The following is a 22,216-nucleotide window of genomic DNA, read 5'->3' as shown; positions in this document are numbered from 1 at the left end:
CTTATTTTTTTAAATGAGCTTGAAACCAGTTTTGAATCTCTGCATCTGTTTCTTTTTCATATTGACTTAATGGATGATCTCCATTTGGGTAAATAACAAGCTTCACTTCCTTGCTCTCATCTTGTAACTTCTTCACAAGCTTCTCTGCTTGTGTATAGTGAACAAGCTTGTCATTTGTTCCATGCAAAAGCAACAGTGGAGAATTCACTTTGTCAGGCCAATATACAACAGAGCGAGATCTATAAGCATCTTTGCTTTCTTGGGGGGGACCAACAATTTGATCTAATACTTCTTTCATTTTAGGACCGCGCTGATCATAAAACTGAAACATATCTGTAATGCCTGATTTAACAACGACTGCATCAAACTTTATATTATTCTTCATTAAAAGATATGTCATCATACCGCCTCTTGAATATCCAAGCGCAACTTTGTGATTTTCATCCGTATATGGAAGACCTTCAGCATAATTTAAAAGATTTATAACATCATGAATATCTTGTCCTCCATATGTTTCGGTTCCTTCACTTCCACCGTTGCCACGATATTGACTTGCAATTACAACATATCCTCTACTTGCCCATGAGGCGAGGTAAGCTAACCTTTCCTCATTAATTTGGCTATAATGACCATGACCGCCTCTATTATATACAAGAATAGGCCACTTTCCTTCCGTTCCTTTTGGCTTTAGCAAATATCCTTTGATTTTCAGCTCATCGCTAGGATATGTTAGTTCATACGTATCAACGCTATTTTGATATGAAGAGGAAACGTGAATTTTACGTTGAATATCATTGCTTCCCTCTCCTCTTGTTCCAACAAAAAGCAAAAAGCTACAGATGACAACTCCTACAAGTAGTAGGATTGCTTTTTTCATGTTCTTCTCTCCTATGCTCAAAATGGTGTTTATAGTATGTGCTTAACAATGATGATTTTATAGTTGGTAATAAAGTGAAACTTTTTACAAAGATTGGTTCTTATGAATCTTTTCAGTAAGAAAAAGGATTTAATATAGTTCTAATTTCTTTCTTATGAAGATTTTTTAGCTACTCCAATCCCTGTATAAGCAAATATAATTGAAAATAATGGACAGAACAATAGGAAAAAAGCCCACGGAACATACGTTTGTACAGAGACGCCTAGGACCTGAGAAATGAATGCACCGCTTACTCCCCACGGAATAAGGGGATTTACAAGCGTTCCTGCGTCTTCTAATGTACGAGCTAAGTTTTTATTTTCTAATCCGTACTTATTATATAAAGGCTTGAAAGTTTGACCTGGAAGTAAGACTGATAAATATTGTTCTCCTGTAATAAGGTTAACACCAATACTAGCTAGAGCTGTTGAAAAAATAACGTCTCCGCTTCGCTTTATTAGTGAAATAATTCCTTCAAGGAAGGCAGTAATAACGCCAACAGTCTTCATTAATCCCCCAAGTGATAAAGCAATCATAACGAGAGACACAGAACTCATCATTGATTGAAGACCGCCTCTATTTACAATACCGTCTACAATTTTATTACCTGAATCAATGCTTACACCATCTTGCAATGCTAGCAATACTTCTCCTATTGCAAACTGAGGTTGCACAAGAACAGTTGTGATAAAAGCTGTTAAAATACCAATAATGAGAGTTGGAATAACATCTTTTCTTCTAATAGATAAGAAGAGAACAATAAGGGGAGAAATTAATGTTAACAAGCTCAACGTAAATTCATTTGATAAAACCTCTTTAACAGCTGCAATCTGCTCGTAATCAAGATTTTCTGCAGCATTTCCTTGCAGCCCTAGGACTAAAAAGAGAACAGAGCTTAATAACAAACTTGGCACCGTCGTCCACATCATATGACGAATATGTGTGAACATATCGACTTCTACAATCCCTGCTGCAAAATTAGTGGTGTCTGAAAGAGGAGACATTTTATCTCCAAATGCAGCTCCTGAAATAATAGCTCCAGCAGCAAGGGCAGGATCGACGCCCATTACAGAAGAAATACCCATAAGTGCTACTCCAACAGTACTAACTGTTGTAAACGTACTTCCTGTAAAAGTAGAAATTAAAATCGTAATAAATAAACTACTTACTAAGAAATAGTGCGGAGACAAAAAGTCAAATCCAAAATAAAGAATCGTTGGAATTGTACCGCTCATCATCCATACAGAAATTAATACACCTACTAATGAAAGGATTAGAATGGGTTTAATACCTAATGAAATCCCCTCTATAATTCCTTTTTCAAGTTCTTTCCATTTGATACCCTTTATAAAGCCAAAAAAGCCTAAAAGGATAACGCTACCTAGAATAGGAATATGAGGAGGAACTTTAAAAATAAATAAACAAACAAAAATGAGGGCTAATATAAGAACAATAATTCCGAGTGCTTCTATAAATGATAATTTCTTTTTCATGCTAATACGAGACTCCTTTTCTACTTCAACGCTTTTGTGCAACAGAGTAAATTATAACGTCTTCCACTGTCTTCTGTAAATTTTCTTTTATTTCAGTTTTTAAGAGCAGTTTACTTGCGTAAAAAAACGGGAAGATTTATACTGAACTTCACCATTTAATATTAATTTCTCAAAAAAAGCAGAGCCAATTTCTTGTTATCCTCACGAGTAAAGTGTATGATAAGAACCACAAAGGTCAAAGATAGTCAAACAAAACTCTTGATAAACAAAATTAAAAGGTGTACAATAGCCTTACAAAGGTCAAAGATAGTCAAAGTCAAAGCAAAATTTTTGACTTTATCACTCTATTTTTGATATAACTTTTAAAATTACTATTGGTTTTATAGAGACAGATATATAGGAGGCAGATATATGATGTTATGTCAAAACTGTGGTCACAACAAAGCCAATATTCAGCTAAATCTTCAAATTAATGGTGAACGTAATCAATATCAACTTTGTCATACATGCTATCAAGAACTACAACAAAAACATAAGACTCCTGCAGGATCTGGAGGTGGATTTATGAACATTGATGACTTATTTAAACATTTAGCATCATCATCTTCACAACCTGAGCAACAGAACAATCCACCATCTTCACAAAATGGTGGGGGAGGCTTCCTAGATCAATATGGAAGAAATATTACAAATGCAGCGAAAGCTGGCCTTATTGATCCAGTCATTGGTCGTGACGAAGAAGTAGAACGTGTAAGTGAGATTTTAAATAGAAGAAATAAAAACAATCCGGTTTTAATTGGAGAACCTGGTGTTGGTAAAACAGCCATTGCTGAAGGTCTTGCTTTAAAAATTGCAAATGGTGATGTACCAAGCAAGCTAATGAATAAGGAAGTTATTCTTCTTGATGTGGCATCTCTTGTTGCAAATACAGGAATTAGAGGTCAATTTGAAGAACGCATTAAATCGCTAATTACAGAACTCCAGTCTCGTAAAAATATTATTCTCTTTGTGGATGAAATCCACTTACTTGTTGGCGCTGGTTCTGCGGAAGGTTCAATGGATGCGGCTAACATCTTAAAACCTGCTCTTGCTCGCGGTGAGCTTCAACTTATCGGAGCAACAACGCTAAAAGAGTATCGCAACATTGAAAAAGATGCTGCGCTAGAGCGTCGATTCCAACCAGTAATGGTTCATGAACCTTCTGAAGAGGAAGCCTTTGCTATTCTTCAAGGTATCAAAGAAAAATATGAACAATATCATGGAGTAACGTTTACAGATGAAGCGCTAAAAGCATGTGTATCTCTTTCACATCGTTACATCCAGGACCGCTTCTTACCTGATAAAGCAATCGACCTTCTTGATGAAGCTGGTTCAAAAATGAACTTAAAAGCTGGCGTGCAAGATCATAAGGAAGTTGAAGCTCGTCTAGCTGAGATTGCAAAGGAAAAAGAAGCAGCGCTGAAGGAAGAAAAATACGAAGTTGCAGCTAAACTTCGCGATGAAGAAGTGAGACTAGACTCTTCTCTCAAAGGCGATAGTAACGATTCACTTACTATTGAGATTTCTCACATTGAAGAAATTGTCGAGAAGAAAACAGGCATTCCAGTTGGAAAACTTCAAGAAAATGAAGCAAATAAAATGAACAACTTAGCTGACAGCTTAAATAGCCACGTGATTGGCCAAAAAGAAGCTGTTTCTAAAATTGCTAAAGCAATCCGTCGTTCAAGAGCTGGGCTGAAAGCAAAACACCGTCCAATTGGTTCTTTCCTCTTTGTAGGACCAACAGGTGTTGGGAAAACTGAGCTTACAAAAACACTTGCAAAAGAGCTGTTCGGTACGAAAGATTCAATGATTCGGCTTGATATGAGTGAATACATGGAGAAACATGCCGTATCTAAACTTATCGGTTCACCTCCTGGTTATGTTGGACATGAAGAAGCTGGTCAGCTTACTGAAAAAGTGCGTCGTAATCCATATTCACTAATTTTGCTTGATGAAATTGAAAAAGCACATCCAGATGTTCAACACATGTTCTTGCAAATCATGGAAGATGGCCGTCTGACAGACAGCCAAGGACGAACAGTAAGCTTTAAAGATACCGTTATTATTATGACAAGTAATGCAGGTGCTGGCGTTAAGAAAATTACGGTTGGATTTGAAAATAGCGCTATAAAAGATACTTCTGTTCTTGAGTCACTTTCTGCTTACTTCAAACCAGAGTTTCTTAACCGCTTTGATAGCATTGTTGAATTCAATCATCTTGAAAAAGAAGATCTTATTAAAATTGTAGATTTAATGGTTGAAGAACTGAATGAAACGCTAAAAGAACAAGATATTGATGTTACTATTTCACAAGAAGTTAAAGAAAAAATTGCTGAACTTGGATATCATCCAGAATTCGGAGCTCGTCCACTACGTCGAGCAATTGAAGAACATCTTGAAGATGCTATTACAGACCGTATTCTTGATGAGCCTGACGTGAAAACACTGAATATTATTATTGAGAATGATGATATTGCAGTTAAAGCATAAATAAAAAAATCCCCTCTTAGCTAAGAGGGGATTTTTTTATATTATTGCTGATCGTCTGCGTTGTCTTCGCCTTCAGTTTGATCATCACTATTATCATCTGTATTTCCTTCTTCAGTGTCAGTTGCATCATCTGTTGTATCATCCTCAGCTGGCTCCTCTTCTGTAGAGGTACCTTCATCTGTGGAAGTTTCTTCCTCAGTAGAAGCATCCTCTTCTGTTGAAGCATCTTCGTCTGTTGAAGTCTCCTCTTCTGTACTAGAAGTATCTTCGCCAGTACCGCTTGTTTCTGTTTCTTCAGTGTTGTCTGTGTTGTTTTCCGTTTCGTCTTCTCCATTTGCGTTACAAGCTGTCACAAGCATTAGAGCTAAAGCAGAACCAACTAATTTGATTAATAAACTCTTGTTTTTCATATGCAAGCTCCCCTTTTCTAATTCAGATTTTGGGCAATACATGATAAGTTGTCCGCCCTACAGAAATTATATATAATTCTCTTTGTCGAAAGGAGTATTTTACCATTTTATCATTCAATCTTTACAGCTTCTTCATTCATTTACATTGCGTCTACACTACATAGGAAAATAGAGCTGTCTTTCTTAACAATCTTAACAATTAGAAAAAACCTCTTATATTTTTTACATCGTTTTTTTTAACTTTATCAAAACTTATCCTTTATTATGGTATGATGGGAATGTTAAACATTTGTCGAATATTTGTGAAAGGTCGATGTAGGATGTCAGAAAGTATGAAGTTGATCCAAAATCGAAATACGATTTTAGTAAAGCTATTGTGGTTCTTCTTTATGGCAGATCTTATTGCCATTTTTACTGTTAATTCGAAAGTAGAGGTTGTGTATACTTTTATCGGATTTTCAGCAATTGTGGGATTATGTTTGCTTATTCCATTATCTGCACTTATTCTCTATTGTAAAAATCATGCGATAACAATGTATAGCATCATTACAGCATTTTATATTTATATCGTATATCTGATTATGTCTAACCCTTCTTTGGTAAATTACCTTTTTCTACTACTCGGCATTATGATTTGCTTCTTTTATCAAGATGGAAAATTAATCGTTTTGTCATCAATTGCATCCATTTTGTTACTTGGATACTTTTATACAACTCAGTTTTCTATCATAGTAGAATCCATGACAAAGTTTGATGTTATTTATTTCATTCTATTTATCATATTTTCAGCTATTTTATATGGATACTATGCTCGTTTTACCAATCGACTATGGTTAAAAGTATTTAGCGAAGTCAAAGAGAAAGAGGAAGCGCTTCACTCAGCACAAGAGCATTTTCAAGCTTTTTTTATGTATAACAATGATGCAATGGTTGTTGTAGATTTACTAGGAAATGTTATTAACGTAAATCCGGCTTATGAACGCATTTATGGATGGAAAAAAGAAGATATTTTAGGGGAGTTTCTCCCTTCCATTCCGGAAACACATATAAAAGAAGCGAAGCAGCGCTTTTGTCGTGTTGAAAAGGGAGAGCGAATCATCGGATTTGAAACTGTCGACATATGTAAAGATGGAACGCTCATCCATGTAGAAATTACGATATCTCCCATTTGTGACCAGTTTGGGAAGGTGATTGCTCTTTCTGAGATTTGTCGGGATATTACGGAAAGGAAAGCAACGGAAGAACTTTTAAGACAGCGTGATAAGCTTGTCTTAGCTGGAGAAATGGCTGCTGGAGTAGCACATGAGGTACGTAATCCGCTCACATCCTTGAACGGGTTTATTCAGCTTATTCATGAGACAGATTCAAAGCATAGAACATATACAACAATTATGCTCTCAGAATTAAAGCGAATTAATGATATCGTAGGAGAATTTCTTTTGCTTGCAAAGCCTCAGTCCCTTCATATGGAAATTGGTCTTCTTGAAAAAGTATTGTCAGATGTTACTCTCCTTTTTAAAACAGAAGGTGCTTTAAATAATATTTCAATCTCTCTTGAACCATTTCAAGAACCTGCTTATATTCAAGGAGACACAAATCAGCTTAAACAAGTTTTTATCAATTTGCTCAAAAACTCGCTTGAAGCTATGCCTAACGGAGGGAAAATCATCATCACTCCAAAGACTACAGAAGATGGCTTTGTGGATATATTTATTAAAGATAACGGAGTTGGAATTTCCAAAGCCCTTCTTTCTAAAATTCAAGAACCCTTTTTCACAACAAAAGAAAAAGGCACAGGGCTTGGACTTGTCATTATTCAAAATATTCTTCATCAACATCAAGGATCATTTGTCATTTATGATTCAAAGATAAATGAAGGAACAACAGTAAGAGTTCGTTTACCTGTTATAAATATTTCATAGTAAAAAGGCGCTAAAACTAGCGTCTTTTTATTTATGAAAAGAACTTGCGTGAAGTCCTACCTTTTTTAAAAGCTCAATAGCAGTTTCTTTTTCATCTTGTGATAAAGGATTGAAAAGTTCATGGATTCTCTCAGCATGAGGTTTAAAAATATCTTCAATAATCTCCTTACCTTCATCAGTAATTTCTGCATATGTAACACGTCTATCTGTTGGACATGCTACACGTTTTAAAAACCCCTTCTTTTCTAACTTATCTACAACATAGGTAATACTACCGCTAGCTAATAAAATTTTTCCTCCTATTTGTTGAAGTGGCTGTCCTCCTTTATGATAAAGAAGTTCTAATACCGCAAACTCTGTTGGGTTCATACCATAACCTTGAATAATGTGTTGTACTTGATCATTTATTGATCTACTTGCTCTAGATAAAACGATAAAAAGCTTTAACGATTGGTCAAGCTCTTTATTTGTTAATTCATTTCCCATCTCTAAACTCACCCTCTATTTATCTCAACTTCAAGATATAATCATACTAAATTAGAAATTTATTTGTCAAACCTTACCTTACAATTTATTCTACTTTCTTCTCTTAGCTTTCCATTTACCTTTAATATCCATTATACAAGAAATTTTCCCCTCTTCCCACTCTTATGAAACGTATACAAAGATAGTTTTACTCTTTTTCATTTGATATAATCAAAAAATGGATATTGTATAAAGGAGCTATTCGAGTTTGATACTTCGATCACTTTTTTCTAAATGGCGAACGTCTCATTTACTTTTATATTTAGTTATTGTATTAATTCCTTCCCTTCTTATCAGTACAGTTGCAACCCAATGGCGGATAAATGTTTTACAAGAACAAGAAACAAAACAAGCGCTTCATATTGCATCTCTGCATAAAAATTACGTGGATCGCTTTATTAGTGAAATTATTACGAGTATTGAAACAATGGCAATCTCTTCTTATGCTGAAGATCAGTCTTTTGAACAGCTTCAAGCTATCTTTGAAAGAGCACAGCAAAAGGACGCAAGGTTATCCGGTATTTACTATTACGATATAGATGGAAATACAAAGTTTGGTTCAAATGCTCTGCTGCAACCTTTTAATGTAAGTGATCATCCCTTTTTTAAAGAACTCCTAGAAACTAGAAATACAACGATTTCAAATGCATATTACGAGCCAACAACAGGCCGATATATTATTACAATTGCTACTCCATTACTTGATGATCAAGGAGAAATTAAAGCTGTAATCGCAGCAAATTTGCGTGTTCGGTATGTAGCAACCGTTTTAGAAGAGCTTACACCAGATGAAAGTGTAAAGCTGCTTGATGAAAACAATAAAGAAATTTTTCATACAGGGAAAGACCTAAAAACCGAACATAAAACAACAATAGATACCCAGCTTGAGCGAGTACCGTGGACAGTTTCTGTAGCTACTTCTAATGTTAACCAAGGAACCTTTGGCCCATTCTTTGCTTTTTCCTTTTTTGGTTCTTTTATTGTGATGAGCGTTCTTTTTTTAAATTTTAGAATTAGGATGCTAAAAAGACAGGCGCTTCAAGAAAGAATCCAAAATGAAGCTCAAAAACTTGAACTTGTCGGAACTCTTGCAGCAAGTACTGCACATGAAATTCGAAATCCCTTAACAGGAATTAAAGGTCTTGTGGCCCTTTTAAGCGAAAAACATAAAGGAGAACAAGATCAGTTTTATTTTTCAGTTATACAAACAGAAATTGAACGAATCAATGAAATTGTTAGTGAATTTCTTATTCTTGGCAAACCTGTCGTAGAAAAACAAGGATACTATCATCTACAACAAATACTATCCGATGTTACACCTATTATAAAATCAGAAGCCAACTTACATAATATCGAGGTCATAACAACTCTTCCTCCAGAGCCTCTTTATGTTCTTTGTACAAGAGATCATTTAAAACAAGTTGTTCTGAATTTAGCAAAAAATGCCTTAGATTCAATGCCAGAGGGAGGAACATTAACCCTTTCTCTTTCCAAAAGACAAGAAGTTGCCATCTTGCATGTCCAAGATACAGGGACTGGGATATCCAAAGAAATACTTTCGAAAATTTTCCACCCTTTCTTTACGATGAAAGATACAGGAACTGGACTTGGACTTGTTGTTTGCAAACGAATTATTGAAGCTATTGATGGGACAATTGAAATCGATAGTACAGTAGGAAAAGGAACAAATGTTATTGTCACAATCCCAATTCAAACAGAGCATACCGAAAGCTAAAAATTCATGTTGCTTTCGTTTTACTCTCTCATTTGCGATAATAAAAGAAATCTATGTATAGGTTAGTGGTGAAAATATGACACGATCACATCTTATTTTTGATTCATCTATTGGAAAACAAAAACCCGAAACAATTGTTAACAGACAAAATCCTTGTCCGTTTTGTAATGTAGAAGCTCTCACTCACATTATGGACCAAAAAGACTCCATTATTTGGCTTGAGAACAAGTATCCAGTTTTACAAGATGCATTTCAAACCGTCATTATTGAAACAGATGAATGCACCTCAGAGCTTTCTTTATATTCAAAAGAACACCTTCATAAGCTCATCGATTTTGCGTTGGAAAAGTGGAAAGAAATGCAGGAAAATAGCGAATATAAATCTGTTCTGTTTTTCAAAAACCATGGTCCTATGTCTGGAGGTTCTTTACGTCATCCACACATGCAAATTGTAGGACTTAAAAATGTTGATGCTTATAGAGAATTAGACGAGCGACAGTTCGAAGGATTAACTATTCATGAGGAGAACGGGATAATATTTAATCTTTCTACTCTCCCAAGAGTTGGTTTTTTCGAATTTAATGTTCACTTAAAACAAGACGGAGAACAAACAATATTTGCTGATTTGCTACAAACGGCTGTTCACTATGTATTACATCATTTTCATAGAAATTGTACGAGTTATAATTTATTTTTCTATCCCCTTCGAAATAAGGAAGTTGTTGTGAAAATTCTACCGCGATTTTCAACATCTCCTCTTTTTATGGGCTACGATATTGCTCAAGTTTCTAACAAGCTCTCAGACGTCGTCCACCAAGTTCAAGAACTGTACTTTTCTCAAAAAAAATAACTTAAATAAGCTATATTCCTTCTTTGAACGGAATATAGCTTATTATTACAGCACAAGACAGCCCTTCTTATGCATATGGTAAAAAAGTGACTCTCTCTGATCATTGACGACTATTAAAGGAGCTTAAACATTTATGAAGGAAGTTTTAATCGGGAGCATTTTATCAGCTCTTTCAACAGGCTTAGGAGCTCTTCCAATCTTATTTATTCAACATCTCTTAACACACAAATGGCGTGATATTTTATTAGCTTTTACAGCCGGTGTTATGACAGCTGCTGCTACAATGAGTCTTATTCCAGAGTCTTTACAAACAGGCGGTCTTTTCCCTTTAACGATTGGATTATTGTTAGGAACCCTTGCTTTAACATTACTTGAACGGAATATTCCTCATATTAATTTAGAACACCAAAAAACAGGCATTCAGTTTGATGAGAAAGCTTTTCTGATCGTTGCAGCGATTACTTTGCACAACATTCCAGAAGGTCTTTCCGTTGGAGTTAGCTATGCTTCTGATGTGGATAATACAGGTAACTTAATCGCGCTTGCCATCGGGTTACAAAACGCGCCTGAAGGGTTGCTTGTTGCTTTATTTTTAGTGCAACAAAAAATGCACCGTTTCAAAGCTTTTATTATAGCAACACTAACAGGTACTGTAGAAATAGTTGCGGGTCTTCTTGGCTTTTATCTTACATCTTTCTTCGATTCTCTTGTTTCCTATGGCCTTGCTTTTGCAGCAGGAGCGATGCTTTATATCATTTATAAAGAACTGATTCCAGAAAGTCATGGAGATGGGAATGAACAGACATCCACTCATTCTTTTATTATTGGTGTTCTTTCCATGATTCTGCTCATCAATTTGTTTTAAATTATAAAAAGCCTGATTGAATTACGATCCATTCAATCAGGCTTTTTATATACATTTTTTATACAAATGTTCTCAGTATATTCTATAATAATCATAAACTCTTAGTTGTTAAGCTTTTCTCTTCTCTATGTTGAAAAACGATAAAACAAATCATTTATTTAGAAAAAGCAAGTGACGTTGGTAAAATAGTAAAGAAAGGCCTCTTGTCTTCCTGCTTTTGTTCAAGACATCGCTGATATCTATTTAATAGCTCGTCCAATTCTTGGCTGCAGAAAATGGTATCTTTATGTGTATAACCTTTTTGCTCAGCAAGTTTACACATCTCTTGTCTTTTGTGTAAAATTTCGCCCAGCAGTGCCTCTGCTTTACCATCACTATACGTTTGCAACATTTTATCCTCCCTTGCCATTAAAAGTAACCCCCTTATGCTTCATTACAAATTCTACTAAAATTGTAAACAGGTTTGCAATAAGAAAAAAAACTTTTTCATTACTTCTTAACAGCTTTGTAAAACAAATGTCGTAAATAACATGATTCACATAATGTTACAGCATAGATGTGATATACAAAAAGACGTATATGAAAAGCTACTAAGAGTATAGCTATATTCTTTTGTTTAGATTAACAGTATATTTTGATTTTGTAAAATGATAGTATTTATTGGAACAATACCCCACAAAATACCGCCTAAACATAAATATATTATATAGGAAAGTGTGCCTACTTAAATAAAAAATGATTTCTGCATTTTTGCAGAAATCATTTCCTTAAGAGTATATTATTTAGTATCAGCGTAGATTGGTACCCATCCTTCTGTTGTAACAAAAATACGGATTGCAACAACTTTTCTGTCATCCATAAGTGTAAAGTAATGCTGAATATTTTCAGGAACGGAAATAAGATCGCCAGGTTCAAGCTCAACATCGAAAAAGTGGCCATCTTTTCCTTGGATAACAAAAATGCCGTGTCCACTTACAATAAATCGAACTTCATCATCTGTATGATGGTGTTCACGCTGAAAGTTATTTAGCAGTTCATCTAGATTTGGAGTGGCAGCAGATAAAGAAATAACATCCTGAGCTTTATAGCCACGACGAGCCGAGATGTCTGCAATCTCTTCTTTAAATGTTGCTAAAATCTCTTCTTTTTCTTCTTCTTTTAAACGATAATTCTCTTGCAGGTGAATAGGTAACTTTGAAATATCCCAATTCTCATAGATTACTTCTTGACTTTGTAAAAATACCGCAACTTCCTCTTGATTTTCAACACGCTCATTTGTTTTATGTAAACGAATGTTTGCCATGTTTTCTCCTCCTTAGTTTGTAAACTCTATCTGTTTTGCAAAAAGCTTAAGCTTTAATAAATAGCTACATAAAAACTCATATGCTTCTAAATGACGTTTAGCTTCAAAAGCAGTTTTCCCCCATACTGTGATTCCGTGATTGCGAATTAATACAGCTCCTGTATCTTCCTTAATATGCTTTTCAAATACATCTCCAAGTTTTTGTAAATCCGCAAAATTTGGGATGATTGGAATCTCTACTTTCGCATCTTCTTCCCAAAGTCCTAATGCTTTAATAATCTCCTGCTTTGTAAACACAACTTTCCCCTGATCACCATAAAGTTCTGAAACAACGTTGTTATCAACTGTATGCACATGCAAAACGCATCCTGCTTTCGTTTTCTCATAAATAGCCGTATGGAGAACAGTTTCTGCAGAAGGTTTAAGCCCTGTTTCTTCTACAGAAAGCCCATGTTGATCTACAAGTAAAAAGTCTTCATTTGTACGTTTGCGCTTATCTTTTCCGCTTGCTGTAACAAGAAATGTTGTAGGACTTTCTGTTACTCTAATTGATAAGTTACCGCTTGTGCCGAAAAACCAGTCTCTTTCTGCCAATTCATCCTTGATATCAGCTAATTCAAGCCACTTTTCTTCGTACCCACTCATTTTAGTTCCTCCCTCACCCGCTTAATCTCAGAGATAACATCATAAAACGTGTCAAATGAAGCATGTGGTAGCTTTAATGTTTCACATTTCTCTAACAAGTAATCTCTAGCAATTACGAAATCAGCTTGCTTTGCAGCTTGAAAATCTGTGACAGAGTCGCCAATAACAATTGTAAATGCATCATCTTTTTGCAACGTTCTTAACAGCGATGGTTTACAGCACCCGCAACCGTTATCGCACTGACTATCACAGCTATGTGGCCAGCGAATTTGTACATTCTCTCCGCTAAAATCTCCTTTATTGCAATAGATAAAATCTTTTTCTATATAAGGAGAGAGAATAGGATGAACAAAAAAATCAATACCTCCACTTACGATATAAAGAGGAATGTTATGTTCTTTCACATACAAAACAAACTCACTGAAGCCATTGCGAATCTGCGCATTTTCTAATACATACTCTGTCATGTCTTCTTTAAGAGAAGATGGTAAAAGATTAAACATCTTTCCAACTCCATCTTTAATCGGGATTTCTTCAGCAAGCACTTGATCTTTTAATGAAACCCATTCTTTCGGCGCAAATTTTTTCATAATTTCAATAATGTTATCTTTAAATGTAACCGTTCCATCAAAATCACAAAACAAGATCAAATTCTTCATTTCACAACCTCTTTAGCTCCCCAAAGCTCAATCGCTTCTTTGAGGTCTTCGCTTGTTTCTGAAGCTTCTTGTAATGTTACTCCAGATACCGCAGCGTCAATGGCTGCTCTGAACGCTTTCCCTCCACCGACTGCTCCATTTGGGTGTCCATGTACGCCTCCACCAGCATTAATGATTGTATCTTTTCCAAAATCATCATAAATAAGAGGTACAAGGCCTGGATGAATCCCAGCTGATGGAACAGACCATCCTTTTTTCAAAGAGCTATTTTCTGTTAGATATTCATGGGTTTTAATTGCCTCACGATGATCAAGGGCAACACTTCCATATGGGGAAGGAAAAAGGGAGAAATCAGCTCCTGCTAAACGATTAAGCTTTCCAAAAAGCAATGAAGCACTTACTCCGTAAAAAGGTGATGAAGTCATTGCACCACTGAACGCTGGGTGCGCCATAATTGGCAGCCCGATTTCTTCATCTTCTCGAAGAGCTTGCAAAACATCTAAGCCATATGAGTACACGTTAAACAAAAGAGCATCTGCTCTAAGTTCTTTAGCACGCTTTGCTTTATCTTTTAGTTCGAATGTTTTACCAGATAAGTTTACAGCATAAAGCGTTCTTTTCCCTGTTTGTTCATAAACATCATCAAGTACTTTCTTCCCTTCACTAATTCGATTTTCAAAAGGTGTGAGTTTATTTTCAAATAAAATCTCATCATCCTTAATTAAATCTACGCCACCTAATGCCTGGTTTTTCAGCTGATTTTTTAAATAGGACATGTCACGTCCAATCACACCTTTAAAAATACTCATCACTAGAGGACGATTGTGCACATTAATTTTTGTACGTATTTCTTCAATGCCAAAGCGAGGTCCTGGAAATACTTTTGTTAGTTCTTCTGAAAGTTTTAGATCAACAAGTTTAATCTTCCCGTCTAAAGAAAGTTTTCCAAAAACTGTTGTTAAAATAGCTGGTATGTCATGAGAAAAGTTAGCAGAAGGATAAGCAATAGCCATTTCTGCTTTATAACCTCCCTCTTCTTCTCCAATGATTTCTGAATACACAACGCGACCTTTGTGTTGTTTTAACTGCTCTCTTTCTAAAAGAGGCAAGTCTGTCCATGAACCAACAGTAAGACCTAACGCTATCTTTTCTGCCTGTTCTTCGACTTTTCTATTTTTTAAAATGCTATGATATATTGCAATTACTTCGCTCATGTAGCGTCACCTCTTTATGTAAAAATAAAACCTCTCTTCAATCACTGATTGAAGAGAGGTTTTGTATGGTCCTCTTATCTCTCAGCATTGCTGTAAGATTTAGCACCGTACTTTATAGCCGGTTGCCGGGCTTCACAGGGCTTATTCCCTCCACCTACTCTTGATAAGAATTATATTTATGTTTAGTTGTTTATGAGTCAATTCACTTTGGATTATGACATTCAAAGAAAAGATTGTCAATAATTTTTAGAAAATTCCTAATCCCTTAATTCGCTTAATAGCTTCTCGGATTCGCGTTTCCTCTGTTAGCAATCCTGTTCGTACATATCCTTCGCCATGCTCGCCAAAACCAATTCCAGGAGCTACCACAACATGTGCTTTCTTCAAGAGTAGATCGGAAAATTCCGTTGATGTATATCCTTTAGGGACACGAAGCCAAGCAAAAAAAGAGCCTGCTGGAGCTTTTACATCCCATCCGATATTTTGCAATCCTCCTACCCAAACTTCACGTCTTCTCTCATAAAGAGACAAAAGGTCCTGAACACTTTTATGACTATGCAGAAGCGCAACTTCGGCCGCTTTTTGAATAGGACTAAAAATACTAACATAAAGGTGATCTTGTAAAAGTTCAATTGCTTTAATAACACTCTCGTTTCCAACTGCAAAAGCAATGCGCCATCCTGCCATATTAAATGTTTTAGAAAACGTATAAATCTCAATCCCAACGTCTTTTGCTCCTTCAGTTTGCAAAAAACTTCTTGGCTTCTTGCCATCAAATCCGATTGCTCCATAAGCAAAATCGTGAACAACACAGATATCATTTTTGTCGGCAAAGCTCACCGTATCTTCAAAAAACTCTTTTGAAGCAACAGCACCTGTGGGATTATTTGGATAGTTTAAAAACATCAGCTTAGCACGTTGCTTATCTTCCTCTGACAGCGAACTATAGTCAGGTAAAAAATCATTTTGCTCTGTTAAAGGCATTTTAGTTAATGTTGCGCCAGCTAGCGCAACCCCTGATAAATAGTCCGGATAACCCGGATCTGGAATAAGGACACCATCCCCTTTATTAAGCAAACACTGGGGAATTTCAACCAATCCTGCTTTTCCGCCAAATAAAATGGCTACTTCTTTTGTTGGATCGATTGTTACTCCATATTCTTGTTTATAAAAAGAGGCTGCAGCCTCTTTTAAAAAACCGTGGCCTTGAAAAGGTGGATAACCGTGAAAGTGAGGATTATTACTTGCTTCTTGAAGCGCCTTTACAATATGCTCAGGAGTCGGCTTATCTGGATTTCCCTGACCAAAATTAATTAAGTCATGTCCTTCACTTGCCTCTTTTGCTACTTTTTTAACAAGAGAAGCAAAAAACTGTTCTGGTAAACCTTTTAAACGATCTGACTGCTGAAATATTTTCATCATAAACAACCTCTCGAAAAATTCTACAAATTCTAATGATTCATGATATATGCTTCTTTCATTTCTGTAAAGATGAAAAAAGAAAAGTTTTTCTCGCTCTAAACAAACAACCTAATTTTAAATTTACGTGTTGACAAAATCTACAATCGTTGCTAGTATACTTTTCAAACAGTGTTATTTCATTTCCAATTTAAAATCACATATACTCTTATCAAGAGTTGGCTGAGGGAATTGGCCCTTTGACGCCCAGCAACCGACCATTTGTTCATTATGTGTAAAATGAACGCAAAAGTGGCACGGTGCTACTTCCAACAGAAAGAATATCCTTTCTGAAAGATAAGAGGTTTGACCATATCTTCAAGCCTCTTTCATAAAGGAAAGGGGCTTTTTCATTGTTGAATAAGCACCCCTACTCCCTTTCACTTCTTAATTCCGATTAAACAAATCTATTTTGGAGGTTTACTTCTCTTATGACTTTTCAATTTGATGTTTATAAACCGTTAACAGAAGAAAGCGCTATATCCCTTTTAAAAAAACTTCATTTTTTTGCTGAAGATGAACATGTAACATGCCGTGAAATTGGCGATGGGAACCTTAACCTTGTTTTTCAAATGAGCACTCAAGGCAGCACGAAAAAATGGATTGTAAAGCAAGCTTTACCATACGCTAAAGTTGTGGGAGAAAGCTGGCCATTAACGCTGAAGCGAGCCAAAATTGAAAGCGAAGCTTTGTTGCAATTTGCAAAATTCACCCCTCACCTTGTTCCTGAGGTGTTGTACAGTAATGAGACGCTCGCACTAACAATTATGGAGGATTTATCGCATCTTTCCATTGCCAGAACAGGACTTATTAAAGGTGACTCTTATCCGAATTTAGGAAAAGATATTGGCACCTTTTTAGCTCACATTCTCTTTAAAACATCTGATTTAGGACTAAGTCCAACTGAAAAGAAAGAAAAAGCACAGCAATTTTCAAACCCTGAGCTTTGTAAAATAACAGAAGACCTCGTTTTTACAGACCCATTCTTTGATCATGATACAAATGATTTTGAACCGGAACTATCAGAAAAAGTAGAACAACTTTGGAAAGAAGATGAACTTAAGCTTGAAGTAGCTAAATTGAAGAGGCTGTTTTTAACAAACGGCGATGCCCTTATTCATGGTGATTTACATACAGGAAGTATTTTTGCTAGCGAGCATGAAACAAAAATTATCGATCCTGAATTTGCTTTTTATGGCCCTTTTGGTTTTGACTTAGGTCATTTTATCGCAAATTTATTGTTTAATGCCCTCCGTCGTCCTCCAGCTCAAACTGAGCTTTTTGGCTTTATTCATGATACATGGGAAACTTTTTCCTCTGTATTTACGTCTCTTTGGAAAGAGGATAAAAACAATCCTTTTCTACAAGTTAACGGCTATCTTGACTATACACTCCGCACCGTTTGGCAAGATGCATTAGGTTTTGCAGGATGTGAAATGATCCGCCGAACAATTGGGCTTGCTCATGTAGCAGATCTTGATACGATTGAAGAAAGTGAGCTTCGTATTCGTACAAAAGAGATTGCTTTAGATATAGGAAGATCTCTTATTTTAAATCGAGTAGAGATTAAAAATGTTCAAGACTTGCATGAGTTTTATATTGAAAATAATGAATTTTTAGGAAATAATGCTAGAACTGTTTAGAAAGGATGAAAGAAAAATGGCCATACCGAGATCGGTAGAATGGAAAGAGGATTCTATTAAAATTTTAAATCAACAACTTATTCCCAATTCTGTTGAATTTCTAACTTTAGAAACAATTGAAGATGTATGGGATGCTATTAAAACTTTAAAAGTACGTGGAGCACCAGCAATTGGAATTGCCGCTGCTTTTGGATTAGCCCTAGCTGGATCAAAATTTGAAGGAGAGGACTTACAAGAATTTCATACACATATTCGTGAAAAAAGCTTATACCTTGCTTCTTCTCGCCCAACGGCCGTTAATTTAACATGGGCCCTTCATCGTTTACAAAATAAAATTGAGCATGCAGCTTCTGTCAATGAAGCAAAAACAAATCTTGTTCATGAGGCTATTTTGATTAGCGTTGAGGATGAAAATATCTGTTATAACATTGGACAGCATGCTTTGTCACTTTTTAATAAGAATGATTCTGTAATGACCATCTGTAACGCAGGATCAATTGCCACCGCTTATTATGGTACAGCGTTAGCTCCTTTCCATCTCGCAGCAGAAGTTGACTTCCCTATCCATGTATTTGCTTGTGAAACTCGCCCTCTCTTACAAGGTGCACGATTAACAACGTGGGAACTGTTACAAAGCGGGGTAAATGTTACATTAATTACTGATAGCATGGCTGCACATACAATGAAAAAAAAGAAAGTCGACGCTGTTATTGTTGGAGCCGACCGCATTTCTGCAAATGGAGATACAGCTAATAAGATTGGAACCTATGGATTAGCTATTTTGGCAAAACAGCATGGAATTCCATTTTATGTTGCGGCTCCTTTATCAACGTTCGATATTTCTCTTAAAAATGGAGATGAAATTCCAATTGAAGAACGAAAAGAGGAAGAAATACTTAAAGTAGGACATGAGTGGGTTGCACCTAAAAACACATCTGTTTATAATCCTGCTTTTGATGTGACTCCTGCAGAACTTATCTCAGGTATTATTACAGAACAAGGTATTATACATGGAACTGAATTCGATAAAATCCCTGACTTATTTACAACAAAAAGCTTATAAAAGAGAAGAAGCATTAATGCTTCTTCTTTGTTTTTTACAGAAGTGTAACATTTCATTGTAGAAAACATATTCTTCTCTTCAACTGCTTATTATAATAATGAAATTTTTAAAAAGTGTAAGGAGGACAAGAAAGTGAAAAAAAATGAGAAAGAATTCACAGAATCCGAAAGCTCCATGCACGAAACAGATGAACAACAGTCTGTTGATCTCGTTTTTATAGAAGGACAAGGGTGGAAAGAAGAGGAAAGTGAATAAGCTAAGCGAATGTATCGCTTAGCTTTTATATTTTTACTGTGCCATTCTGAACTGTTAATCCTTCAACAGTTAACAGAAGTTCTTTTTGATGTGTTTTATTTCCCGCATATCCTGTTAAAGATGCATCTTTTCCTATCACACGGTGACACGGAATAATAATAGGCAAAGGATTAGCTCTATTAGCCCCGCCAACTGCTCTTACTGCTTTTGGACGCTGTACATCTACTGCAACATCACTGTAAGACCAGAAGCTTCCATAAGGAATTTTTGATAATGTATTCCACACTTCCCGCTGAAATAGCGTACCTTTTTCAATGCACAGCGGTAAATTAAACGTTTGTCGTTCTCCTTTAAAATACTCTTCAAGCTGTTGCTTAGCAGTAAACGCCCAACCCTGATTTTTAATTTCATCTTTTTCAATAACAAGCTCTTCTCCAATGGAAAGAGCTGTCACGCCTTTGTCGTTTGAACGGATGACAATATTGCCAAGCATCTCATGAACAAGGATGCTATAATATTTGTTCATTCTTTCTTATTCTCCTCACTTGAATTGATTGGTAAGATGATGGAAAAAGTTGTGCCAAGTCCTATCTCACTATGAACGTCAATATAACCTCCATGTTCCTCAATAATTTTATATGACACCATAAGACCCAGACCTGTACCTTTTTCTTTTGTTGTATAAAAAGGCTCGCCAAGACGCTTAATTCGCTCTTCAGGCATGCCTTCCCCTTCATCTTTAATAGAGACTACAATAAACTTTTCATCTTTAGCATGTACACTTACAGTTAGGGTACCACCTATAGGCATAACTTCCAACGCATTTTTCATAATGTTAATAAATACCTGTTTTAGCTGATTCGGTTCACAGTAAAGAAGCGGTAACGAAGGCTCAAATTCTGTATGAAACTGCACGTTTACAAGCGTTGCTTGTGCTGTTAATAAGTCCATTGTTTCTTGGACAATTTGAATAATATCTTTTTGCTCGTGTTTAATTGCCTGAGGTTTTGCTAATACAAGAAAATCTGTAATAATGTTTTCAATACGCTGAAGTTCTGACGTAATGACGTCAAAATATAGAGAAAAATCATCTTTCTCTTCATGATCAATACTATTTTGTAAAAGCTGAATAAATCCTTTCAATGCTGTCATTGGATTTCGAATTTCATGAGCAATTCCTGCGGCAAGCTGCCCTACAACTTGTAGAGTATCTGATTTTCGGATTTGCTCTTCCATCTCTTTCTTTTCAGTGACATCTCGTAGCATTGTCATATAGACCCCTGGAATAATATCTTTCTTCGTTGAATATTCAATGGTTCGCTTGCGACCGCTCTTCATTGTGTAAGTTAACTCACCTTCATGCTCTCTGTATTCCTTAAGAAACGATAAATGAGCATCTAATACCTTTTTGTTCCCTTCATCTAACAGATTTCGCACGTTCAATGAGCATACTTCTTCTTTTGTTAATTCAACGAAATCACACAAAACAGAGTTAGCATCCATAATCTTTAAATTTTCATTCCAAAGCAGAACACCATCGACAGATCCATTGAAAATCGTTCTAAATTTTTGCTCACTTTCTCTTAACTCTTGTTCCATCTTTTTTCGTTCACTTATATTACGGAAAATAGTTAGATTATGCCCTTTTATAATACCTTGTTTTGCTGTAAACTCTAAATCTTTCTTTTCACCATTTGGCATATAGAAAGGAAGCTCTTCTCTTATCGCATTAAAATCATAAAAACGATTTGTAATTTCTTTTGTTTTTGGCTGTGATAAATCTAAAAATTCTTCTAAATTACTTCCAATGAGTTGATGAAGAGGAAGCTCAAATGTACGAGAGGAAGAGGGATTCGCATCAACAACTGTCCAATCTTCATTCCAAATAATGATAGCATCAACAGCGCTTTCAAAGATTTCCCTAAATTTCTTTTCACTTTTAGCTAGCTCTTGCTCCATGTCTCTCTTTTCCGTAACATCACGCATAATAGACATATAATAATCACTATTAATATGGGCTGTTGTTGTAAAATCAAAGTACACTTCTTCTCCTTGTCTAGTTTGAATAGGAAGTTCTCCTTGTGATTTCCCATTCCTTTTTAGCGCATGCCAAAGACGCTCAATCTTATAATGATAAATCGGAAGAACAAGCTCACTTAATGTTTGAACAAGCAGTTCATTTTTAGTGTAGCCAATCCTTCGGCAAAGGGACGGGTTCGCATCAATAATTCGCCCTTTCTTGTCAAAAATCAAAATACCATCAATCGCTTGATTAAAAATATCTTGAAACATTTCTTGACTAATAAACCGCTCATTTTCTAAGTTCTTTGTCTTTGTAATATCCCGAAACGTTGTCATTAAAATAGCATTTTCTCCATCATGCTTTTCTGACTGAAATTCAATATACTTTATCGAGCCATTCGGCAAATATAAGGGACCCTCAAAATAAAAGTGGTCTCCGCTTGTAAGAGAATAGTCATACCGCTCTAATGCCTCACTTGACATCATTTCCAAAAAATCTCGCACATGAAGTGAGAGGAGCTCCTCTTTTGCACATTCAAACAAGCGACAGGCTGCTTGATTGACGTCTGTAACGCGCAAATCACCATTAAATACAATCATTGCATCCCGTGCTCTGTCAAATACGATTCTAAGCTGCTCCAATTCTGCTGTTTCATCTCGACTTTTCTCAGTTGCTTGAAGTGATCCTTCAGCCGACATAAACGTT

General features: G+C 35.8%; 20 protein-coding genes and 2 riboswitches. Of the genes, 8 read left to right on the top strand and 12 right to left on the bottom strand.

All coding sequences use genetic code 11. From position 1 onward, the window contains the following. Position 1: 1 nt before the first annotated feature. Together B9N79_RS13995 and nhaC are read right to left on the bottom strand one after the other, a co-directional pair. Positions 2–877 (bottom strand): alpha/beta hydrolase family protein, encoded by an 876-nt coding sequence (locus B9N79_RS13995; protein WP_019392921.1) that lies wholly within the window; start codon positions 875–877, stop codon positions 2–4. A 152-nt stretch (positions 878–1,029) separates the two neighbouring features. Next, a complete protein-coding gene (gene nhaC, locus B9N79_RS13990) occupies positions 1,030–2,409 on the bottom strand; it encodes a Na+/H+ antiporter NhaC (RefSeq protein ID WP_040058290.1) in 1,380 nt (459 codons plus the stop codon). A 414-nt stretch (positions 2,410–2,823) separates the two neighbouring features. Between nhaC and B9N79_RS13985 the strand changes: the two genes are divergently transcribed. Further along, on the top strand, positions 2,824–4,941 hold the full coding sequence (locus B9N79_RS13985; protein WP_040058514.1) for an ATP-dependent Clp protease ATP-binding subunit: 2,118 nt from the start codon (positions 2,824–2,826) through the stop codon (positions 4,939–4,941). Between the two features lie 41 nt (positions 4,942–4,982). Here B9N79_RS13985 and B9N79_RS13980 read toward each other — a convergent pair whose 3' ends face one another. Then, on the bottom strand, positions 4,983–5,351 hold the full coding sequence (locus B9N79_RS13980) for a hypothetical protein (RefSeq protein ID WP_046216756.1): 369 nt from the start codon (positions 5,349–5,351) through the stop codon (positions 4,983–4,985). A gap of 332 nt (positions 5,352–5,683) precedes the next feature. Between B9N79_RS13980 and B9N79_RS13975 the strand changes: the two genes are divergently transcribed. Continuing rightward, positions 5,684–7,273: a PAS domain S-box protein gene (locus B9N79_RS13975; RefSeq protein WP_158512789.1), complete on the top strand. Its 1,590-nt coding sequence runs from the start codon at positions 5,684–5,686 to the stop codon at positions 7,271–7,273. Positions 7,274–7,300: 27 nt separating this feature from the next. Here the strand turns inward: B9N79_RS13975 and B9N79_RS13970 are convergent, their stop codons facing one another. Continuing rightward, positions 7,301–7,759, bottom strand: coding sequence for a MarR family winged helix-turn-helix transcriptional regulator (locus B9N79_RS13970; RefSeq protein WP_019392916.1), 459 nt, complete (start codon positions 7,757–7,759; stop codon positions 7,301–7,303). 247 nt (positions 7,760–8,006) lie between these two features. On the opposite strand from B9N79_RS13970, the gene B9N79_RS13965 reads away from it, so the two are divergent. The 3 genes from B9N79_RS13965 to B9N79_RS13955 all read left to right on the top strand — a co-directional run bounded on the left by B9N79_RS13965 (position 8,007) and on the right by B9N79_RS13955 (position 11,248). Next, the gene (locus tag B9N79_RS13965) at positions 8,007–9,533 is read left to right on the top strand and encodes a PAS domain-containing sensor histidine kinase (protein WP_019392915.1); all 1,527 of its coding nucleotides are present in this window, start codon (positions 8,007–8,009) and stop codon (positions 9,531–9,533) included. A gap of 76 nt (positions 9,534–9,609) precedes the next feature. Then, positions 9,610–10,383, top strand: coding sequence for a DUF4931 domain-containing protein (locus B9N79_RS13960; protein ID WP_040058293.1), 774 nt, complete (start codon positions 9,610–9,612; stop codon positions 10,381–10,383). A gap of 133 nt (positions 10,384–10,516) precedes the next feature. Continuing rightward, entirely contained in the window at positions 10,517–11,248 is a 732-nt protein-coding gene (locus B9N79_RS13955) for a ZIP family metal transporter (RefSeq protein ID WP_040058294.1), read from the top strand. A gap of 154 nt (positions 11,249–11,402) precedes the next feature. Here B9N79_RS13955 and B9N79_RS13950 read toward each other — a convergent pair whose 3' ends face one another. From B9N79_RS13950 to B9N79_RS13925, 6 genes are all read right to left on the bottom strand, one after another. Then, the gene (locus B9N79_RS13950; RefSeq protein WP_019392912.1) at positions 11,403–11,657 is read right to left on the bottom strand and encodes an aspartyl-phosphate phosphatase Spo0E family protein; all 255 of its coding nucleotides are present in this window, start codon (positions 11,655–11,657) and stop codon (positions 11,403–11,405) included. 369 nt (positions 11,658–12,026) lie between these two features. Further along, on the bottom strand, positions 12,027–12,551 hold the full coding sequence (locus B9N79_RS13945; RefSeq protein ID WP_085118643.1) for a cupin domain-containing protein: 525 nt from the start codon (positions 12,549–12,551) through the stop codon (positions 12,027–12,029). A gap of 12 nt (positions 12,552–12,563) precedes the next feature. Then, positions 12,564–13,196: a methylthioribulose 1-phosphate dehydratase gene (locus B9N79_RS13940; protein WP_019392910.1), complete on the bottom strand. Its 633-nt coding sequence runs from the start codon at positions 13,194–13,196 to the stop codon at positions 12,564–12,566. Then, positions 13,193–13,855 carry a 2-hydroxy-3-keto-5-methylthiopentenyl-1-phosphate phosphatase gene (locus B9N79_RS13935; RefSeq protein WP_040058296.1) on the bottom strand — a complete coding sequence of 221 codons (663 nt, stop codon included), beginning with the start codon at positions 13,853–13,855 and terminating at the stop codon, positions 13,193–13,195. The genes B9N79_RS13940 and B9N79_RS13935 overlap by 4 nt, the downstream gene beginning before the upstream one ends. Continuing rightward, the gene (locus B9N79_RS13930; RefSeq protein WP_019392908.1) at positions 13,852–15,069 is read right to left on the bottom strand and encodes a 2,3-diketo-5-methylthiopentyl-1-phosphate enolase; all 1,218 of its coding nucleotides are present in this window, start codon (positions 15,067–15,069) and stop codon (positions 13,852–13,854) included. The genes B9N79_RS13935 and B9N79_RS13930 overlap by 4 nt, the downstream gene beginning before the upstream one ends. 71 nt (positions 15,070–15,140) lie before the next feature. After that, a riboswitch (SAM riboswitch) is annotated at positions 15,141–15,239 on the bottom strand. Positions 15,240–15,315: 76 nt separating this feature from the next. After that, positions 15,316–16,488, bottom strand: a complete 1,173-nt coding sequence (locus B9N79_RS13925) for a pyridoxal phosphate-dependent aminotransferase (RefSeq protein WP_040058517.1) — start codon at positions 16,486–16,488, stop codon at positions 15,316–15,318. A 205-nt stretch (positions 16,489–16,693) separates the two neighbouring features. Beyond that, a riboswitch (SAM riboswitch) is annotated at positions 16,694–16,831 on the top strand. Positions 16,832–16,958: 127 nt separating this feature from the next. Here B9N79_RS13925 and mtnK point away from each other — a divergent pair. The 3 genes from mtnK (at position 16,959) to B9N79_RS26775 (ending at position 19,488) form a co-directional block, all read left to right on the top strand. Further along, complete coding sequence (gene mtnK, locus B9N79_RS13920; RefSeq protein WP_019392906.1) at positions 16,959–18,170, top strand: S-methyl-5-thioribose kinase; 1,212 nt, start codon at positions 16,959–16,961, stop codon at positions 18,168–18,170. Between the two features lie 16 nt (positions 18,171–18,186). Beyond that, positions 18,187–19,233, top strand: a complete 1,047-nt coding sequence (mtnA, locus tag B9N79_RS13915; protein WP_046216754.1) for an S-methyl-5-thioribose-1-phosphate isomerase — start codon at positions 18,187–18,189, stop codon at positions 19,231–19,233. Between the two features lie 132 nt (positions 19,234–19,365). Continuing rightward, the gene (locus tag B9N79_RS26775) at positions 19,366–19,488 is read left to right on the top strand and encodes a hypothetical protein (RefSeq protein WP_019392904.1); all 123 of its coding nucleotides are present in this window, start codon (positions 19,366–19,368) and stop codon (positions 19,486–19,488) included. Positions 19,489–19,513: 25 nt separating this feature from the next. Here B9N79_RS26775 and B9N79_RS13910 read toward each other — a convergent pair whose 3' ends face one another. Together B9N79_RS13910 and B9N79_RS13905 are read right to left on the bottom strand one after the other, a co-directional pair. Further along, positions 19,514–20,014 (bottom strand): methylated-DNA--[protein]-cysteine S-methyltransferase, encoded by a 501-nt coding sequence (locus B9N79_RS13910; protein WP_085118641.1) that lies wholly within the window; start codon positions 20,012–20,014, stop codon positions 19,514–19,516. Beyond that, positions 20,011–22,209, bottom strand: a complete 2,199-nt coding sequence (locus B9N79_RS13905; protein ID WP_019392902.1) for a PAS domain-containing sensor histidine kinase — start codon at positions 22,207–22,209, stop codon at positions 20,011–20,013. The genes B9N79_RS13910 and B9N79_RS13905 overlap by 4 nt, the downstream gene beginning before the upstream one ends. Between the last annotated feature and the right edge of the window lie 7 nt (positions 22,210–22,216).

It is taken from the genome of Priestia filamentosa, from assembly GCF_900177535.1.
Classification (GTDB): Bacteria; Bacillota; Bacilli; order Bacillales; family Bacillaceae_H; genus Bacillus_I; species Bacillus_I filamentosa.
Note: the sequence above shows the minus strand (reverse complement) of the source record. Positions and strands in the feature narration are given on the sequence as shown.

Excerpts from the sequence above, each read along its gene's own strand:
- B9N79_RS13950 (WP_019392912.1), bottom strand. The coding sequence starts at position 11,657 with ATGGCAAGGGAGGATAAAATGTTGCAAACGTATAGTGATGGTAAAGCA.
- mtnA (WP_046216754.1), top strand. The coding sequence starts at position 18,187 with ATGGCCATACCGAGATCGGTAGAATGGAAAGAGGATTCTATTAAAATT.
- nhaC (WP_040058290.1), bottom strand. The coding sequence starts at position 2,409 with ATGAAAAAGAAATTATCATTTATAGAAGCACTCGGAATTATTGTTCTT.
- B9N79_RS13955 (WP_040058294.1), top strand. The coding sequence starts at position 10,517 with ATGAAGGAAGTTTTAATCGGGAGCATTTTATCAGCTCTTTCAACAGGC.
- B9N79_RS13925 (WP_040058517.1), bottom strand. The coding sequence starts at position 16,488 with ATGAAAATATTTCAGCAGTCAGATCGTTTAAAAGGTTTACCAGAACAG.
- B9N79_RS13975 (WP_158512789.1), top strand. The coding sequence starts at position 5,684 with ATGAAGTTGATCCAAAATCGAAATACGATTTTAGTAAAGCTATTGTGG.
- B9N79_RS13910 (WP_085118641.1), bottom strand. The coding sequence starts at position 20,014 with ATGAACAAATATTATAGCATCCTTGTTCATGAGATGCTTGGCAATATT.
- mtnK (WP_019392906.1), top strand. The coding sequence starts at position 16,959 with ATGACTTTTCAATTTGATGTTTATAAACCGTTAACAGAAGAAAGCGCT.
- B9N79_RS13930 (WP_019392908.1), bottom strand. The coding sequence starts at position 15,069 with ATGAGCGAAGTAATTGCAATATATCATAGCATTTTAAAAAATAGAAAA.
- B9N79_RS13985 (WP_040058514.1), top strand. The coding sequence starts at position 2,824 with ATGTTATGTCAAAACTGTGGTCACAACAAAGCCAATATTCAGCTAAAT.
- B9N79_RS13905 (WP_019392902.1), bottom strand. The coding sequence starts at position 22,209 with ATGTCGGCTGAAGGATCACTTCAAGCAACTGAGAAAAGTCGAGATGAA.
- B9N79_RS13940 (WP_019392910.1), bottom strand. The coding sequence starts at position 13,196 with ATGAGTGGGTACGAAGAAAAGTGGCTTGAATTAGCTGATATCAAGGAT.
- B9N79_RS13980 (WP_046216756.1), bottom strand. The coding sequence starts at position 5,351 with ATGAAAAACAAGAGTTTATTAATCAAATTAGTTGGTTCTGCTTTAGCT.
- B9N79_RS13970 (WP_019392916.1), bottom strand. The coding sequence starts at position 7,759 with ATGGGAAATGAATTAACAAATAAAGAGCTTGACCAATCGTTAAAGCTT.
- B9N79_RS13960 (WP_040058293.1), top strand. The coding sequence starts at position 9,610 with ATGACACGATCACATCTTATTTTTGATTCATCTATTGGAAAACAAAAA.
- B9N79_RS13945 (WP_085118643.1), bottom strand. The coding sequence starts at position 12,551 with ATGGCAAACATTCGTTTACATAAAACAAATGAGCGTGTTGAAAATCAA.
- B9N79_RS13995 (WP_019392921.1), bottom strand. The coding sequence starts at position 877 with ATGAAAAAAGCAATCCTACTACTTGTAGGAGTTGTCATCTGTAGCTTT.
- B9N79_RS13935 (WP_040058296.1), bottom strand. The coding sequence starts at position 13,855 with ATGAAGAATTTGATCTTGTTTTGTGATTTTGATGGAACGGTTACATTT.